The 17960-nt window shown below is 45.0% G+C and carries 14 protein-coding genes; 6 read left to right on the top strand and 8 right to left on the bottom strand.

Features of this window, described 5'->3' with window-relative positions; all coding sequences use genetic code 11:
* The first annotated feature begins 262 nt into the window (after nucleotides 1–262).
* Entirely contained in the window at nucleotides 263–2989 is a 2727-nt protein-coding gene (locus tag AC805_RS19895) for an ATP-binding protein (RefSeq protein ID WP_231663837.1), read from the top strand.
* Between the two features lie 119 nt (nucleotides 2990–3108).
* Here the strand turns inward: AC805_RS19895 and gcvH are convergent, their stop codons facing one another.
* A complete protein-coding gene (gcvH, locus tag AC805_RS19890) occupies nucleotides 3109–3495 on the bottom strand; it encodes a glycine cleavage system protein GcvH (protein WP_055077016.1) in 387 nt (128 codons plus the stop codon).
* Nucleotides 3496–3853: 358 nt separating this feature from the next.
* Nucleotides 3854–4573 carry a TerC family protein gene (locus AC805_RS19885; protein ID WP_055077015.1) on the bottom strand — a complete coding sequence of 240 codons (720 nt, stop codon included), beginning with the start codon at nucleotides 4571–4573 and terminating at the stop codon, nucleotides 3854–3856.
* Between the two features lie 379 nt (nucleotides 4574–4952).
* Here AC805_RS19885 and AC805_RS19880 point away from each other — a divergent pair, with 379 nt between their 5' ends.
* On the top strand, nucleotides 4953–5609 hold the full coding sequence (locus tag AC805_RS19880; RefSeq protein ID WP_055077014.1) for a pentapeptide repeat-containing protein: 657 nt from the start codon (nucleotides 4953–4955) through the stop codon (nucleotides 5607–5609).
* 109 nt (nucleotides 5610–5718) lie between these two features.
* Nucleotides 5719–6984 carry a hypothetical protein gene (locus AC805_RS19875; RefSeq protein WP_055077013.1) on the top strand — a complete coding sequence of 422 codons (1266 nt, stop codon included), beginning with the start codon at nucleotides 5719–5721 and terminating at the stop codon, nucleotides 6982–6984.
* Nucleotides 6985–7301: 317 nt separating this feature from the next.
* Here the strand turns inward: AC805_RS19875 and AC805_RS19870 are convergent, their stop codons facing one another.
* Both AC805_RS19870 and AC805_RS19865 read right to left on the bottom strand, forming a co-directional pair.
* A complete protein-coding gene (locus tag AC805_RS19870; protein WP_055077012.1) occupies nucleotides 7302–8429 on the bottom strand; it encodes an NAD(P)/FAD-dependent oxidoreductase in 1128 nt (375 codons plus the stop codon).
* A gap of 221 nt (nucleotides 8430–8650) precedes the next feature.
* The gene (locus AC805_RS19865) at nucleotides 8651–9424 is read right to left on the bottom strand and encodes a DsbA family protein (protein ID WP_055077011.1); all 774 of its coding nucleotides are present in this window, start codon (nucleotides 9422–9424) and stop codon (nucleotides 8651–8653) included.
* Between the two features lie 422 nt (nucleotides 9425–9846).
* On the opposite strand from AC805_RS19865, the gene AC805_RS19860 reads away from it, so the two are divergent.
* Nucleotides 9847–10113 (top strand): hypothetical protein, encoded by a 267-nt coding sequence (locus AC805_RS19860; protein ID WP_055077010.1) that lies wholly within the window; start codon nucleotides 9847–9849, stop codon nucleotides 10111–10113.
* A gap of 91 nt (nucleotides 10114–10204) precedes the next feature.
* Here the strand turns inward: AC805_RS19860 and AC805_RS19855 are convergent, their stop codons facing one another.
* Nucleotides 10205–12292 (bottom strand): PAS domain-containing hybrid sensor histidine kinase/response regulator, encoded by a 2088-nt coding sequence (locus AC805_RS19855; RefSeq protein ID WP_055077009.1) that lies wholly within the window; start codon nucleotides 12290–12292, stop codon nucleotides 10205–10207.
* A 552-nt stretch (nucleotides 12293–12844) separates the two neighbouring features.
* Between AC805_RS19855 and AC805_RS19850 the strand changes: the two genes are divergently transcribed.
* Nucleotides 12845–13063 carry a DUF2949 domain-containing protein gene (locus tag AC805_RS19850; protein WP_009627441.1) on the top strand — a complete coding sequence of 73 codons (219 nt, stop codon included), beginning with the start codon at nucleotides 12845–12847 and terminating at the stop codon, nucleotides 13061–13063.
* A gap of 10 nt (nucleotides 13064–13073) precedes the next feature.
* Here AC805_RS19850 and AC805_RS19845 read toward each other — a convergent pair whose 3' ends face one another.
* The 3 genes from AC805_RS19845 to AC805_RS19835 form a co-directional block, all read right to left on the bottom strand.
* Nucleotides 13074–13358 (bottom strand): MoaD/ThiS family protein, encoded by a 285-nt coding sequence (locus AC805_RS19845; RefSeq protein ID WP_055077008.1) that lies wholly within the window; start codon nucleotides 13356–13358, stop codon nucleotides 13074–13076.
* A gap of 243 nt (nucleotides 13359–13601) precedes the next feature.
* Nucleotides 13602–14576, bottom strand: coding sequence for a PhoH family protein (locus tag AC805_RS19840; RefSeq protein ID WP_055077019.1), 975 nt, complete (start codon nucleotides 14574–14576; stop codon nucleotides 13602–13604).
* 67 nt (nucleotides 14577–14643) lie between these two features.
* Entirely contained in the window at nucleotides 14644–15774 is a 1131-nt protein-coding gene (locus AC805_RS19835; RefSeq protein WP_231663826.1) for a peptidylprolyl isomerase, read from the bottom strand.
* A gap of 141 nt (nucleotides 15775–15915) precedes the next feature.
* Here AC805_RS19835 and AC805_RS19830 point away from each other — a divergent pair, with 141 nt between their 5' ends.
* The gene (locus tag AC805_RS19830; RefSeq protein ID WP_055077007.1) at nucleotides 15916–17850 is read left to right on the top strand and encodes an ATP-binding protein; all 1935 of its coding nucleotides are present in this window, start codon (nucleotides 15916–15918) and stop codon (nucleotides 17848–17850) included.
* Nucleotides 17851–17960: the final 110 nt, after the last annotated feature.

The following is a 17960-nucleotide window of genomic DNA, read 5'->3' as shown; positions in this document are numbered from 1 at the left end:
AGAAACCATTTAAGAATTCACTAGATCCCCCCCAGCCCCCCTTAAAAAGGGGGGAGAATTAAATTCTTCCCCCTTTTTAAGGGGGATTGAGGGGGATCTCTTAGAGTTTTTGACCGCAGAAAGTAATTCTTAAATGGTTTCTAATAGTCACTAAATATCTGGGCATAATTAAAAACCCAGAATCAAAACCTGTAGCGCACGCTGCGCGTGCGCTACAGGTTTTGGGTTTTATATTTTGTTGCTGATAGGCTAACTTAGCAGTATGTTCATCAATAAGAACAGCTTCACCAAACTTAACAGTAGCCCCATGACCAATGCCAACCTCCCCCGCCGTGAAAGTTTAGTCAATCGCTTGATTTTTGGGCTGACCACTAGCATTTCCCTGCTAGCCACCGCCGCCTTGATCCTGCTGCTGCATATCCAGCAAGGCACGCCCGAATTAGAAGCATTTACAACATGGTTGGCGATCGTCGTACTTTCGACGGGACTAGGTTCGGGGTTATTCGTTGCCATTTCGATCATTCGCAGCATCCAGCCACCCCTCCTCGAACTTGCCGAAGCCGCCGAAGAGCTATCAACGGGCAATCTATCAGCGCGATCGCAATTAAATCGCGCCGATGAAATTGGCGAATTTGCCAAGGTATTTAACCGCATGGCTATGCATCTGGAAACCAAAACCGCCACCCTCGAGGCACGCGATATCCAATTTGCCCTACAATCCCTCGATCGCGTTTTAGTTAATACCACCGATCAATACAAACTCATCAAGTCCAGCCTCGAAGAAATTTGCAAACTTACGGGGGCGCAACTCGGCAGCATTTACCTTTGGGAAACCCCTACCGCTCGCCCCGAAGGATGCCTAGTACTGGCGGCGGAATGGGGATATAAAACCAGCCAAGCGCTCACCGAGATTACCCTAGGCGAAGGAATTATCGGTCAAGCGGGACAGCTAGAAGAAGCGATTATCTGGGAAGGCGATCGGCTCAAAGGACAAACCCTCGTTTACCGCACTCCCGTAGGTGACCTGTTACCCCAGAGTTTATCAGCCTATCCGCTCATGCTGCGGAGCAGCCTCGTTGGCGTGCTGTTTTTAGGCAGTCTTACCCCCCTATCCGATCGCGGTCGCAATATCCTGCAATCCATCGGTCGTCGCCTCGCCACCGCGATCAGTAACGCGCAAAGTATTGAGATGATCGCCCGCCAGCGAGAAGAACTAACTACCGTATTCGAGCAGCTTGCCGATGGCGTATTGCTCAGCGATCCTGCGGGAAGGATTCTCAAAATCAACTCCGCAGGACGGAAGATCCTCAGCTTTAATGCTTTAAGTTCTCCCAATGGCGTTCCCGCTTCGCCCGTAATTGCCAAGTCAATGGAAGAAATTGTCAAACAGTTTGACATTAGACATCAGGATGGGGAGCCCGTAGACCTCGCTAATCTAGTTGTCTTTCGGGCGATGTCTACAGGGGAGGTAGTCGAAGATCAAGTGGTTTTGCGTCCTCCAGAAGGCAATGAAATCATTCTCAGCACCAAGGCAGCCCCATTGGTGGGAACTGAATCGGAACTGATCGGAAGTGTGATGATTTTGCGGGATGTCACCGAGCAGCGCTATCGCGATAAGGTGATGCAAGAGACCAACAAAATCATGATCGAGCAGCAGAAACGGATGAGTATTTTGCAACGACTCACCAACTTGATCAATCAACAGTTGCAGGATCTCGATATTCTGTTGGAATCGGTGGTGGAAGCTACCTGCGACGCGATTATGTGGGCGGAGATCTGCGTAATTGCCCTCTACAATCCCAAGGAGCAAAAATTAACCCTATCGGCAGTGAAAGGCTTGCCCGACGATTTCCCCCTGCAAGAATCCTTTGATTTAAATGCCCAAAATCTCATTGCCCAAGTTTTTAAGGAGGGAATTCCCATCGAAGTCAAGGCAGGAGAATCGCACCTAGTCGAATCTTTACCCGTCAAAAGCGCTTTGTGCGTGCCCATTGAGTCTAGCCGCTCTGGTCGTTTGGGCGTATTAGCGATCGGGCATTTTCATTTAGAACGGGCAAGTTCTCGCGAGGATCTCAACCTCTTAGCATCCTTTGGCGTACAGGCAGCGATCGCGATCGGTAACGCACAACTAATCAACCAAATTGAAGCCCAAAACGCTCAATTGCTAGAGGCAACCCAACTCAAAAGCCAGTTCCTTGCCAATATGAGCCACGAACTGCGAACCCCGATGAATGCAATTATTGGCTTCTCGCAGGTGTTGTTACGTCAGCGGCGCGATGTCCTTTCCTCTAGCCAAGTCGATATGGTAGAGCGGATTCTCCGTAATGGTAAAAATCTACTGGATTTGATAAATGATATTCTCGACCTATCCAAAATCGAAGCAGGGAAAATGGAATCCCATCCAGAGTTATTTAACTTAGATGAGCTGATTCATCATACCTGTGAAAGCCTACAACCCTTAGCAAGTATCAAATCTCTTAACTTTATTTTTAAAAACGAGATCGGTACCTGTGCGATCTTTCACGATTCCATTCGCATTAAACAGGTGATTACCAATTTAGTTTCTAACGCAATTAAGTTTACCGATTGCGGTGAAGTAGTTGTGGAACTGAAGTATGCCAATAATTCTGCTTCCATACCCGAAATTGCATCTTCTAAAGAAATCAAAGAAATTAGAGAAATTAAAGAAACACCTGTAGAGACCAATAATTTATCAGAGGAAGTTCCATCTTCTCCCTTTGCGAAATCAAATATCCTCATCTCGGTGAGGGATACAGGTATCGGCATTGAGCCAGAGTTTCAACGTACGATTTTTGAACAATTTCGGCAAGTCGATCAATCCTCTACCCGCAAGCATGGCGGCACTGGTTTAGGACTAGCCATTACGGAGCAATTGGTCATTCTCATGGGTGGAGCGATCTATGTTGAAAGCGTCGTGAATCAAGGCTCTACCTTTACGGTGGAGCTACCCCCAAGATTGAGCGTTTAGCGTCATCAAGGGCTGTAAGTGCAGCCACTCAAGATAGAGAGTTGCGGCGCTTCGCGCCGCAACTCTCCCTAATATTAGCCCTTTGCACTCAAATCCAAAGCCATGCCTTCCCTAGTTGCCTAGTTACCTTCCACCTGTGCGCGATATTCACTAGCTGACATCGTGCCCTCTAGTTCAGATATATTGTCAATATTTACCTTTAAAAACCACGAGGCTCCATAGGGATCTTCGGTAATATTTTCTGGCTCGTCTAATAGCGCTGTATTGGCTTCAATCACAGTTCCCGTCACTGGCGAATAGAGATCTTCCACCGCTTTAACCGATTCAATCGTACCGAAAGTTTGTCCTTTTTCGACTTTTGCGCCTACCTCTGGCAGATCGAGAAACACAATATCACCGAGCTGGGCGATCGCAAAAGCGGTGATTCCCACGGTGACAACATCATTCTCAACACGAATATATTCGTGGGAGTTAGTATATTTTAGGTCTTCAGGATATTCAAACATTTTGGTACTTTTTTCTTTGTTTCTGAATTCTTTGTTTCTGAGTTTCTATTGTAGACAAAATAGTGAAACACACCTCAACAAAGAAATATAGCGATCGCCAAATGTACTAGTAGTCTGCCACGAGAACTTTGACTAGTTGGGGGTTATTGAAACGAGCTTCGCTCGTTTCAATAACCCCGCAAATTTCCTTTGGGAGACTACTAGGACATAACCCCCAAGAATTGACTGGCGGTGCTTCGCACCGCCAGTCAATTCTTGGGGTTTGATTTGTCCTCATTCAAGTGACTGTAGCTCTAATACCAAAGCTCAAAATGGCATAGCCATTTTGAGCTTTGGTATTAGAGCAATGATTCGTTTTTTATTCGGCAACCTCTTCAATCTCGTTCGTAATTTCCAAGGGTTCGCGTTTGGAAAAGCCCCATAGGAAAACCAGACCAATACAGCTAAGCATCAGCCATTCTGGAGGTACGAGACTATCGGAAACTACTTTAATAAATAGGCGTATCCCCACTAACAATACGATCAGATAACCTGCCGATTCGAGGTGTGTAAATTCGGACAACCATTTAATAAATAGCTCAGCCAAAAATCTTAAGGCGATAATCCCCACTACGCCACCAATTAGCACTAGCCAAGTCTCCTCGGCAACTGCTACCGCCGCTGTCACACTATCAAGCGAAAAGGCTAAATCCGTCAGTGACACTAGAGCCACCACTTGCCATAGCTTACTCGCCATGCGTACGGGGTTCTTGGTATCGTGATCTTCTTGGGATTTTTCCAAGAAGAATTTACCAGAGAGCCAAAGCAGATATACCGCACCTGCCAGTTCAAACTGCCAATATTTTATGACCCATGTCGCGGTAAAAATAAGCACTATACGTAGTACAAATGCTCCAATCAAGCCATACCGTAATGCCCATTGCTCTTGCTTGGGGTCGGGCAAACTCCGTACGATCGCGGCAAGGGCGATCGCGTTATCAGCCGACAAAATTGCCTCTAGGAGAATCAGCACCCCCAAAATGGGAATAACTTCAGGTCGAAAGGATAAAGCATTCGTGTCTAGAAACTGCTCGAACATTCAGTACGATCCATGACAAAACATCAGTAAATAATACAAGTATACAAAATCATTAGACAGTCAGAGGGCTAATTAAAATAGCTGATATCCTACTTAACCGCCAATATACAGCGTTTCAAAGAGCTAAGTATGAGTAAACTTAAAACCTAGAAGAGCGTTCCCCCCACTACATGGGCGGAACGCTCTTCTAGGTTTTGTTTTTTAATTATGTTGAACGACTGAAATTTTTTGCGAGAATCTCGGGCTTCGACTCATTTAGGATTGCTTTATTTCGTATTACTTATTGCTTTCAGTTTTTTTGTTACATTTTGCTGTGTTTAAGGGGGAGTTGTTGTGATAACAATTAATAAAGGATTTGCTAAATTTAGGTACTTTACCCATGAAGTCATCAGCCTTTACTAACTCCGTGACTGCGATCGCTAGCGCCCTCTTTGCTAGCATAACGATTGGTACGACATCGGTACAAGCACAAAATGCTCAACACGTCCAATCTCTGCTGATTTATCACACCTGTCAGCGTTGCGAATTAAGTGGGCTTGCCGCGCAAGGGGCAAACCTCCGCGAATCGTTTCTTGATGTTGCCGATCTCCGCAAAAGTTCTCTATCTGGGGCAATTTTAGCTTTCAGCACCATTTATTATGCTGACTTTCGTGGAGCCGATCTTAGCAATTCCGATCTTCGCAATACATTTTTAATTAATAGCGATCTCATTCAAGCTAATTTGTCTGGCGCAAATGCTCGCAATAGTCGCTGGAAATATGCCGATCTAACCGAAGCGAATTTACAAAATGCTAATTTGATTGATATCGAGTTGGTTTATGCGAAGCTCAATCGCGCCAATCTCACTAAGGTATCCTTACGTAACGCCAGTCTCTATGGTGCAGACTTGACGGGCGCAAACCTCAAAGGTGCGGATCTGTATCGCGCCGACCTTACGGGCGCAAACTTGACCAATGTGGACTTAACTCAAACTAACCTTTGCCGTGCGACGATGCCCGATGGCAAGATCTCGATGCAGGGATGTACCGAGTTCTAAGACCAGATTAAAACCCAGAATCAAAACCTGTAGCGCAAGCTGCGCTTGCGCTACAGGTTTTGATTGTTTATATTTAATTGCGCCTAGCTACTTAAATTTTGTAATATTAATGCCGATTCCCAAAATCGCCCCAAATCCAACATCAAATCAAGTGCGTTGGCTACAGGTCTGGAGTCTTGCCTCAGTGCAGGGCGCGATTTCGTTGACTTGGATTGCTTATGCAATTTATTTGCCAAAGTTTATCGAACAGGTTTTTGCCTATCCACCTAGTCAAGCACAGCAATTTGCGGCGGTACTGCTGGTCATCGAAAGTGCGATCGCTACGATCGTCGAGCCATTATTTGGTGGGCTGTCCGATCGCTGGCAGAGTTGGTACAGTTCGCGAATGCCGATCATCGTGGCTGCCACGCTTGCTGCTACGGCTTTTTTTATGGGCTTGCCCTGTGTCGTTATCTTTGGTGGGGCAAACGATGTGACCCGCTTGATTTTGCCCAGCCTTGCGATTTTGTGGGCGATCGCTATGGCAACATTTCGCAGTCCCGCCATTTGCTTGTTGGCTAGCTTTGCAGGAGCCACGCAATTGCCCCTTGCAGGTAGTGTTTTAACTTTGGTGGGTGGTTTTGTAGCTTCGATTCGTCCCCTTGCCACAAGTTTCATTCTGGGTTTGGGCGCACCTGCCACCTTTACGATCGCTTCGATTACTTTGTTGGCTGGGGTGGCAAGTTTGCGGGTGGCGACGATCTACATTCCCAAAAAAACTGCTCTCGATGCCACTCCCGATCAAGAGAGTCAATTTCCGATCCGAGACTTTTTGAGCAATTTGGCGATCGTTATGCTGGTTGGTGCGGCAATTGGCGTGGGGATTCGCCTGTTGATGGGGGATGTGTTACCCCGCACGATCAAAGCGGACATTACAGGATTTACGGGTTTATCCTTTGAATTATTAATGGGCGCGGCTCTGATCGCTCAAGCCCTGCTAGCCTTGGGAACAGGTAGAATCTCAAAGTTTATCGATAACAAACGCTTGATGATCGTTAGCTTGGGTGGGCTGATTTTGGCGTTAGGCTTGTTATCGTTTGGCTATGGGGCGATCGCTGCCATCATCTTGATCCTATGGCTGCTGCTCTGCCTCAGTGCGGTGAATAATGGCATGGTTGCCTTTGCGCTGACGATGGTTCCAAAGTCTCTGAGTGGTTTGACCGTAGGGACTTTTTTTGGTGGTCTATCGGGGGCGATCGCTATTTTTGGCTATGCTGTACCAAAATCTGCCGCACTCTCTATGTCAGATGTGCTTATCTTAACGGCGATCGCCTTTCTGATTGCAGGCTTGGGTATAGGATGGGGCGATCGCCTTACCCGCTCTATTCCTTTATAGCTGTCGCCAAGTGTATTAGGACATAGACCCCAAGAATTGAGTTGCCGCTCTCCGCGCGGCAACTCAATTCTTGGGGTCTATGTCCTCATTCAAGTGACTGTAGCTATAAACACTAAACCCAGTAATACCAAATCACAAAATGGCTACGCCATTTTGTGATTTTAAAACCCTTACTGGGTTTGGTTTTCAATTCCCAAAAGTGTAGCCACACTTTTGGGAATTGGTATAAGGTTTTGAAATTCCCAAAATGGCGTTGCCATTTTGGGAATTGGTATTAAGAAATGGCGTAGCCATTTCTTAATGTAGAAGAGCGATAGCTAGATTGGCTGTGGCTTGCCGCGCGTTGCCCCAATCAGCCAATTTCCGAGATCGGGCAGCATTTGACAGAGATTCACTCCCGTATGGGCGAGGGATGGGCGCACAAAACAATGGTGCATGATGCGTCCCAGTTGCAAGCGAGTTTGGAATTCCTTTTTCCATGCTTTTTCATAGGAATGTTTAAAGGCGATCGCTGTGAGTTGATGTTCTAAAAACCTTGCGACTATGGGAATGGCGATCTCGGCTGACCTTAGAGCCATAGCCATACCATCGCCACAAAGAGGGGTAATCATTCCCGCCGTATCGCCAATCATACAAATATCGCGATAAAAGTTCTCTTTAATCGCAAAACTAATTTGACTCAATCCCTGTAGCGAAGGCGAGACTCGCTCCATTTGACGGAAGCGATCGGCTAAAACAGGGTTTTGGGCTAAGGAAGTGGGAATTCCTAAATCTTGGTGTGTTGGTTCTTTCATCACCCGCTCATGGGCGATCCAACAGACATTAATTTCCCCAGTTTCAATTTGAGACAATCCACAATATCCATTGGGGAAACTATGTAGTTCGATCGCATCCTGAATATCCACACCCGTGAAATGTCCCTTATAGGCAATCCAAGGCGATCGCCTTTGGCTAAATGGGCGATCGAGAATGCGATCGAGGGAAGATCGCTTACCAAAGGCTCCCAATACCAAACGTCCAGAAAAATTCCCTTTGTTGGTATGTACCTGAAATCCTGTCTCCAAATTACCCGTAACGTTAGTAACTTTAGTATTGTCAAGACAAGTCACGTTCAAGGCTTGCGCCCGCTGAAATAGGATTAAATCCAGTTGATAGCGGCTCAACCCGAGGGCAGTACTAGGCAAATTGCTCTGAAATGATGCGCCGCCTGAAGTTGTCAAATAAGCCCGATGAATCGGATGTGCGCCGACTTTGAGAACTCGTTCCCATATGCCCAAGTTCTCAAAGGCTGCGGTTACCTCAATGGATAAAAACTCACCGCAGAGTTTATGCATAGGGTAATTGCCTTGCTCTAGCAGCAGTACGCGATAACCAAGTTTTGCTAGTTGAATGGCAGCACTACAGCCCGATAGCCCTGCACCAATTGCGATCGCATCGTAATTCATATTGATCTCTAGCCTGTAGGTTATCCTATCTACTTTAGGGGGTGTTTTCGGCTTTGTGCCGAACTACCCATACCAAAAGCTCTGGCTTAGCGAAGTCGATGCCTCTGACAACCCATTTAGGATTGCCAAGTAAGTGAGCTTAATTAAATATAAAACCCTAAAACCTGCGGCGCACGCTGCGCGTGCGCCGCAGGTTTTAGGATTTTATATTTAAGTAAGCCCTATTTGCCAGCCTTGATTTGAGCTACTAAACCTTCTAAATCACTTACAGTGGGTGCGCCAGAGAAAAATACACCATTGATCACAAAGGAAGGAGTACCGCGCACTCCCAAGGATTTGCCTAGCTCAAAGTCCTTTTTAACAGCATCCTTTGCTTGGGGACTTTGGCGATCGCGATTAAAGCGATCGATATCAAGATTCAAAGCTTTAGCCTGTTCGAGATAAAAACTCTCGCTGAGATCTGTCTGTCTTTCAAATAAAGCATTGTGGTATTCCCAAAACTTGCCTTGTTGGAAAGCTGCCCATGCCGCCAAAGCAGCAGGCTCTGCCTGTTGGTGAATCTCCGAAAGGGGAAAATGCTTGTAAACTAGGGTCACATCATTCTGGTTCTTTGCCATAAACTCCTTCACTACAGCATGAGCCTTAGCGCAGTAAGGGCATTCAAAATCCGAGAATTCCGCCATGACAATTTTCTGTGCCGCTGAACCCGTCACGGGCGAATTACGTAACAACAAGCGGGGCTCTTGGCGAATTTGGGATAGTACCTTATCTCGCAACTGCTGTTCTTGTTGAGCCTGCGCTCTTTGATAAGACTGTACCGAGTCTAAAATCACCTGTGGATTTTTGCGAATAATCTCTAAAACTTTCGTTTCAAATTGAGAATCAGACAATTGAGCATTAGCAGACTGCCCCGAAGAAGCACAACTAGTAACGATCAGTAAAAGTGCGACTAAGGCTGACAATAAATAGGGTTGGAGGCGCATTGCAGAAAACATCCCAAGTAATCACAAAAAGAAAGTTTAATTCTCCCGTTCAAGTCTACACGATCGCCGCTTAATCTCTATCTACTCAGCCGCCACTTACCGCTTTAGCTAATTACTAAAAAATAGCGGAGCAAAGTCCCATTTTTTTGATTTTAGCTTTCTAATACTCAAAAATACACGAATCAAATACACGAATCAAAATATACGAATCAAAATATACGAATCAAAATATACGAATACGAAATCACCAAAAAATTTTTTTTGCACCCCCTTGACTGGGAAGGGATTAATTAAACCTTAATGGGGGATATGCAAATATATTAATTTGTGTTAAGCATAATTAAGTATCTCAATCAGTCAACTACAATACCATATTTACTTAAAATCCTTAAAACTTTTTGATAGTATAGATATATAGATTAATATTTATAAAAATGATTGCTAATACTCATATTCATGACAGCGCCAAGACTTTAGTTATTGCAGGTAGCTATTCTGAATATCTAAACTGGCGTAAAAATAATCCGTCAATTAGGGAGTGTAAATACATTGAGCGTATTGAGGATATTCGTGGGGTAAATGGATTCCTCGCCAATATCATCCTCTATGGAGATTATAAAAATAACCCTGTGTATAACACTCTGGGAATGCAAGAACTCTTGGCTGAAAGGTTATCACCATTTCGAGCCTATATCCATTAATTGAAAATCCAAGCCCAAGAAGAGAAGGTTGGCGCTTTGAGCCAACCTTCTCTTCTTGGGCTTGGATTTTGACATCTTGCAAGGAACACAGCTATTTATTGTCGCTGTAAATATATCGCAAATTAAGATGTTCAGCCATTCTTGCGAAGATTTTATCTTCAGTAAATGGTCTGGCGACAAATCCATCAAAACCGTAAAGGTATAAATCTTCTTCTCTAAGGTCAACTAGACTGGCAGTCAAAGCGATGATTTTGACCTTCTGGGATTCTAAAGTATTACTTATAGACTCGATCTCCCTTATTTCTGAAGCCGCTTCCCGTCCATTGAGGGACGGCATTCTCGTGTCCATCCAAATTAAATGGGGAGACCAAGATTTCCAAACATCGATCGCCTCATTTCCCGTACTAACTTCGCGGACATCAAAGCCGAGTGGCGATAAAATTCGCGTTAGTAATTGACGATTAAGGCGAATATCTTCAGCGATCAAGATGCGGTAGATCTGATCTCCCTCAATACCAATAACTCGATGGGGTGTTTTTATAGATGGCTCTTCAAAGAGGGCTAAAGACTTAATCGGAATGTGAAAGCTAAAGGTTGAGCCTACACCGACTTCACTCGTGACCGACATCTGCCCACCCATGAGTTGTACGTAGTTGTAACTAATCGATAAACCCAATCCACTGCCTTCTTGCGATCGCCTACCTGAATCAGTCTGAACGAAGGGCTGAAATAGAATGGTTAATTCTGATTTGGAAATTCCTGCGCCCGTATCTTCTACTTCAAAACAAAGGAGACGGGGTAGACTCTCATCATGACTAGCCGTGGTTTGGGATGGTACATTGTCGAGCATAGATTTCACATATACGCGCAATGAGATATGCCCTGTTTCCGTAAATTTAATCGCATTGCCAATTAAATTGATTAAAACTTGGCGCAGCTTGCTTTCATCGGTATGAATATATGGAGGAACATCCATTTGAATATTCACATCAAAGGCTAATCCTTTCTCCTGCGCTTTCAGCGATAACATTTCTCTTGCGGTATCGATAATATGGTATAAATAACATTCTTTTTCTCGCAAGAGTACGCCACCAGCTTCAAGCTTTGACATTTCCAAAATGTCATTAATCATCATTAATAGATGATTACCACTGTTACAGATGGTTTGGAGGTCAGTTTGGTGCTGCTCGTTTAACTCTTGGTCGTAAAGCATGAGCTGGGCAAAGCCTAGAATGGCATTGAGTGGTGTGCGGAGTTCGTGACTCATATTTGCTAAAAAAGCTGCCTTAGAGAGACTCGCCGCTTCTGCGGCTTCTTTTGCCTGTTTTAGGTCTAGTGTTCGCTCCTCCACCCGTTGTTCCAGTAGATTTGCCTGTTCTCTCAATTTCGCTTCTGACTCTCGCAAAGCAATTTCTGTCTGTTTGAGAAGCGTAATATCATAAAAAGTGTTGAGCAAGACCTGTTCGCCTTTTAGCCATAGTAAGTGAAGTGAAGCTAATACCCATAGAGGTTCCTGATTAGATCTGCACAAACGAATTTCATAATCACGGACTCGCTGGCTCTGCAAAAATTGCTGTTGTAAATCTGCCCATTCGGCAGGTAGGTAGTAAAGATCTTTTATTGACTTCTTAAGTAGACTGGTTATTTCTCTTTGGAGCATTTCCCCAGCGCTGGTATTAGCATAGACGATCGCGCCATCGCTGAGGCGACTGACTAACATTGCCATGCTGGTAGATTCGGCGATCGCTCGAAACTGCTCTTCACTCTGGCGCATAGTCTCAACGGCACGATTATATTGCTCGTACTCGATCGCGTCGCCATGTTCGGTAGCAGTCGCTAGCATGATTTCTAGATCGCTCTTATCCCGATAGACAATTTCTAAAATTGATTGCAGCGTGGCTTGCGCCATTTTTCTTTCAATAATTTCACTTTTTAACCTTTTATTTACATCTAGAAGCTCTGATTCCACAAGATCGCCATGTTCAATAGCTGTTAATAGAGAATTCTCGAGATCGCTATTTTCTATCTGAAGTCGATTGACTGATTTGCGTAATTCTTTAACTTCTTGCTGGAGGCTTTGCCAGTCTTGCATGGGTATTTCTTCAGAAACTTCAGGGTTGTTCATGTCGGAAATGTTGTTAAAGCAACGCAAACTAAAAAAGGCATCTAGAAAAGACATCAAAAGGCATCTAAAAAATGCATCTAAAACGCGATCGCAAAAGTTTTAGACTCGTTCGTTAACGCGATCGTTAACTTAAGATCGTTAACCTAAATTTATGATCTAAATTTATGATCTAAATTTATGATCTAAATTTATGATCTAAATTTATTATGTGCTTTTAAAGCTTAATATAGGTTGGATTTTGCCACTTTTTTTGAACCCTAGTGTAACTCGCCAAGAAGGCATTCCGAGCCATAGATTTGTACTAAATGTCTCCAAGCCTAATTCTTCACTGGAAGGAATTAGCGTAGCTAGGCATGATTAATTGCAAACCAAAAGCCGTAAAGTTGCGCCCCGTAGGGGCGCAACTTTACGGCTTTTGGTAATTTATTTTACGCAAGCACTTATTAATTAGTTCAGCGAGCGTACCGCCCGATGCGGTCAGTACGCTCTTCTAGACTTTTAATATTATGGAGCTGGTAAAAATAACTTTGACGGACGTTGATAGATATGGTAATGTGCGCTACGCTATTAATCCAAATTGCCTAAGTAATTAGTTATTTGATTTCAATGAGTTATCACTCCCAGACATACGCGATCGCTAGTCGCCAAGAAGATTTAGAGAGGCACCTACTTGAGTTGTCGGTCGTTGACCGCGAACAATTGGCTGTCGCCAAACGTTGGCAAGAACGCCAAGAAGGTCCTCTATTGATGATTTTGTTACAGCTTAGCTTTATTGATTTGCATCAATTTAGCGGCTTGCTTGATTGGTCGGGACAGGGCAGCTAGGCAAAGTCGCCTATCCACCACTTACAGGAGGGATAAGTGCAACCTCATCCCCATGGTTGAGGATTGTATGAGGTTCAGCAAAATTTAGATTGATCGCATAACGAGTTAGCGATCGCCATTGCTCTAGATTTCGATGTTGACTGACTAAGCGATCGAATACTTCCGACACCGATGTCCCAGACTTAAGATGCATTTGCATTTCATCAGTAGCAAATACTTCTTGAAAAATGGCAAAGAGCTTAACCGTAACCTGAATATCTTCAGAAATATCTTCAGAGTCTCGTTCGCAGATCATATTTTTGCTTTTATTTCAGTCTTTGATTCCAGATCGTTAGCATTAAGGGGATTACAGTACTTTGTGCTGCAATCAGCATATTTTTAGTTATAACTGTCGCTGTACTAGGACATAAACCCCAAGAATTGACTGGCGGCGCGAAACGCCGCCAGTCAATTCTTGGGGTTTGATTTGTCCTAAGTCAAGTGACTGTAGCTATAATACCAATTCACGAAAGTGTTGTCCCACCTTCGTGAATTGGTATTATTGAGAGTAAGAGGCATTTTCCGCATCTTCATAGGCGGCAATAATGTTATGGACGAGGGGATGGCGTACCACGTCATTCTTATCAAAAAAGTTAAAGGAGACACCTGAAACTCCTTTGAGGATATTCATGGCGACAATTAAACCCGACTTTTGATGACGCGGTAAGTCGATCTGTGTGATATCACCTGTTACAACCATGCGCGATTTGAAACCCAGTCGAGTGAGTACCATCTTCATTTGGGCGGCCGTGGTGTTTTGAGCCTCATCCACGATGATGAAGGAATTGCTAAGGGTGCGTCCGCGCATATAGGCAAGGGGCGCAACCTCAATAATTCCCCGCTCCATTAACTGCGGAACTCTCTCCGCGCCGATCATTTCATGCATGGCATCGTAGAGAGGACGCAGATAGGGATCGATTTTTTGCTGAAGATCTCCAGGGAGAAAGCCAAGGCTCTCGCCCGCCTCGACGGCAGGACGGGTAAGAATAATCCGCTCAAATTTGTTGCTCTGTAAGGCACTTACCGCAGCAACGGCCGCAAGATAGGTTTTCCCAGTACCCGCAGGACCAACACCAAAGATTAGATCATTGGTTTCCATCGCTTGTACGTATTGTTGTTGGCGATAGGTGCGTGGCTGCACGGAGTCACCGCGACGGTTGCGGGAGATGGTTGCCCGATCGCGCCATTCGCCCGAACGATCTTCGACGATCGCCTGACGCGCAGCACGAATATCTACGGCGGCGATCGTTTTTTCCTGCGACCACATGGGCTGAAGGGCGCTAATCAACTTTTCCACGAGTTCGATCTGCTCGGTCGTACCATCAATTAATAGGTCTTGTCCCCGTAATACGAGCCGTACGCCGATCTCTTCGGCAATCAATTTGAGATTTTCTTCGCGTGCCCCAGCTAGATAGATCGCACTACTAGGGTTAGGCAGGCTCAAAATATACGATTCGATACGGGGAGTACCCATTAAATTCATAATCCTCTGTAGGTTTTCTGGAATATTTTCGCGAACGTATTGGAAACGTTTGTGAAAATTATTTGACAAGATTCTCAGCACCGCTGATAACGCGGGCGGACAAAATTTTGTCGCCTAGTCTTAGTTTATCTAAAGTTTCCTTGCCATCGGTAACATAACCAAAAACGCTATAGTTTCCATCTAGTAAATTCAATCCTGCTGGGGTCAACTCAGATTCAAAGAGGTAGATAAAAAACTGTGAGGAACCAGCATTGGCATCGTCATTGGGGTGAGCCATCGCTACGGTGCCAAAAGCCGCAAAAGGAAGTACGGGTAAAGTTCCCGACAATCCTTGTTCCTCAAAGGTTTTGCCATAGGTGGGGATTTTTTGATCGGGAAGGCGGACTTCAATGGGCACAGTTCGGTACTTACCTGTAGCTGGATCGACATAACCATCGATAGAGCCATTGGGATCGCCTGTCTGTAAATAATAGTTTTCGTCCGCACGGGTAAAGGTTAGCCCATCGTAAAAACCTTGTTGTACGAGGTCGATAAATTGACCTGCATTAACTGGGGCATTGAAGCCATCGACGGTGATGATCGCATTCCCCTTGACAGTAGATAGCTCTACTTGGGCGCGTCCCTTAAGCTGGGGCAGGGAGGCATATTTGGCAGGTACTTCAAAGGGGAATGCTTGGATCAAGTCTGCTTCGGCTAGACCTACATAGTCCAAAGCTTTTTCGGCTAAAGCCTTAATATTGTTGCGATCCTTGACAAGAATTGCTTCCTGTAGGGGGACGAGAGAATTGCTTAAGCTGGTCAAATGTTCCGTTAGCAATCCTTGGCGATCGGTACTAACTCCAGCAATTATCTGGGCTTGATTTTGAACTAGGGTACGCGAGATCGTCTCAATATCTTTTTTAAGGCTGTTCCATCGCTTTAGATTTGTTTGGCGAGGCATTTGTTCTAAGGTTTTCTGCACATCTCGCAATACTTCGCTGTCTATGGGTAAAGCATTTCTCAAGATGATGCGTGGATCCTTGATCGCGCTTTTGGTGGGCAACGCGGCGAAACTTGGGGCGATCGCTGCTCCCATTGTTAGGGATATTACCAAGACACAAGCGATCGCCAATTTTATGCCATGAGCCCACCAAGATCGATGTAAAACGAGTTTTTCCCGTTTGTTTTCCTGTTTATTGGTTCGATCCATACGATCCAAACTAAGATTTAAATTAAGATTTAACATTGCACCCAAAACTAAATTAGCCACTTAAAAAATGCTATTGCATTTGGTTGCACAGTTAGGCAAACTTATTTTGATTTCATGCTGTCCTATCTTTAAAAATTCACTATGGCGGACGCAAGCATCGACAAGACCACCGAGCATGAGACCACCGAGCGTGAGACCGATAGTGAGTTTGATGAAACTGACCTATCCGCCTTGCAAAAGGATCGTTTGTTTAGATCGATCATGGCAAATGTGGCGGACTTAATTGCGGTGATCGATGCTCAGGGCTATCGCATTTACAATAGTCCTTCCTACTATCGAGTGCTCGGCTATACATCGGCAGAGCTAAAGGGCACATGGGCATATGACAAAATCCATCCCGATGACCAAGCTCAGGTACTGGAAGCTGCTGCTGAGACGTTAAAAACAGGAATAGGTAAAAAATTAGAATACCGAATGCAGCACAAGGATGGTACTTGGCGGATCTTAGAGTCATCGGGCAGTGTGATGCGGGACGATCGCGGGGATGTGAAAAATATTGTGATTGTGGCTCATGACATTAGCGATCGCAAAAAGGAACAGTGGGAACGCCGTCGCGCCGAGAGAGCCTTGGAGCAGTCCCGTCAAAGTTATAAGGATTTGGTAAGGCGAGAGGAAATGTTAAATCGCCGCCTCGCGAGCCAGATCCGCAACTCCCTCGATCTCAAGACGATCATTGCTACGGCGGTGAATGAAGTTCAGGATCTGCTGCTCATCGATCTATGTAATTTCTTTTGGTATGTGCCAAATACTGACCCCCCAGAGTTTCAACTAGTGCATTATGCCGTTAGTCATAGCTCCCTCGCTAACTCCGTCAGCTATCCTCTATCCCGTTTGACTAGGGTCGGTCAGCGCTTAATCAATCAAGAGATCGTGCAAATTCAATCGGTTTATACTAGCTCGGAGTTAGATAATGTCAGTCGGACGATCCTCTCGGAGAGCGGGTTTACTTCGCAATTACTCGTACCCGTCAAGACCCGATCGCAAAAATTGGGGGTAATCGTGGCGGCGCATTGCCAAGGCAGTCGTCCTTGGAGTGCTGATGAGGTGGAGCTATTGCAAGCTGTCGCCAATCAACTGGCGATCGCGATCGATCAAGCCGAATTATTTGATTCCGCGCAAGCCAATGCCAACAATGCGCAAGCGCAAGCATTATTGATCGAACAGGCACTTGCAGATTTACAAAAAACCCAAAGCCAACTCATTCAGACGGAAAAAATGTCAAGTTTGGGGCAACTGGTGGCAGGGGTCGCCCATGAAATTAATAATCCCGTTAACTTTATCTATGGCAATCTCAACCATACCAATCGTTTTGTGCGCCATCTCCTAGAGGCGATCGCCCTATATCAAAAAAATTATCCCGAACCCGTCCCTGAGGTTGCCGCATTCCTTGATGAGATTGATTTAGAGTTTTTACAACAGGATCTACCGAAGATGCTGACATCCATGAAAATTGGAGCCGATCGCATTCGTCAAATCGTCCTGTCTTTACGCAATTTTTCGCGCACCGATCAGGAAGGACGCAAACCTTTCAATGTCCATGAGGGCTTAGATAGTACCCTCCTCATTTTGCAAAACCGCTTCAAGTCCTATGGCGATCGCCCCGCCATTAATTTAACTAAGCGCTATGGCGATATCCCGATGGTTGATGCCTACGCAGGGCAGCTCAATCAAGTATTTATGAATATTTTAAGCAATGCCCTTGATGCGATCGATGAGGCTCATGCTGACAACAATATTACTAGTGAAATCTCAATTATTACCGAGTCATCCCCGCCCACAGAGCCAAATCAGCAGCCTATGGTAGCGATTCGGATTATAGATAATGGCAATGGGATTCCTGAAGATATTCGAAAAAAACTCTTCGATCCCTTTTTTACGACTAAGCCCGTTGGTAAGGGAACAGGATTGGGGCTATCAATTAGCTATCAAATTGTGGTAGAGAAACATCAAGGCAGATTGGAATGCTTCTCTAAAGTTGGGGAAGGAACCGAATTTCGGATTGAAATTCCCTTGTAAGAGACTCATACCAAATCACAAAATGGCTACGCCATTTTGTGATTTTAAAACCCTTACTGGGTTTGGTTTTCAATTTCCAAAAGTGTAGCCACACTTTTGGAAATTGGTAT

The sequence above is a fragment of the Pseudanabaena sp. 'Roaring Creek' genome (genome assembly GCF_001402795.1).
Taxonomy (GTDB): domain Bacteria; phylum Cyanobacteriota; class Cyanobacteriia; order Pseudanabaenales; family Pseudanabaenaceae; genus Pseudanabaena.
This window is presented reverse-complemented; position numbering and strand designations above follow the sequence as displayed.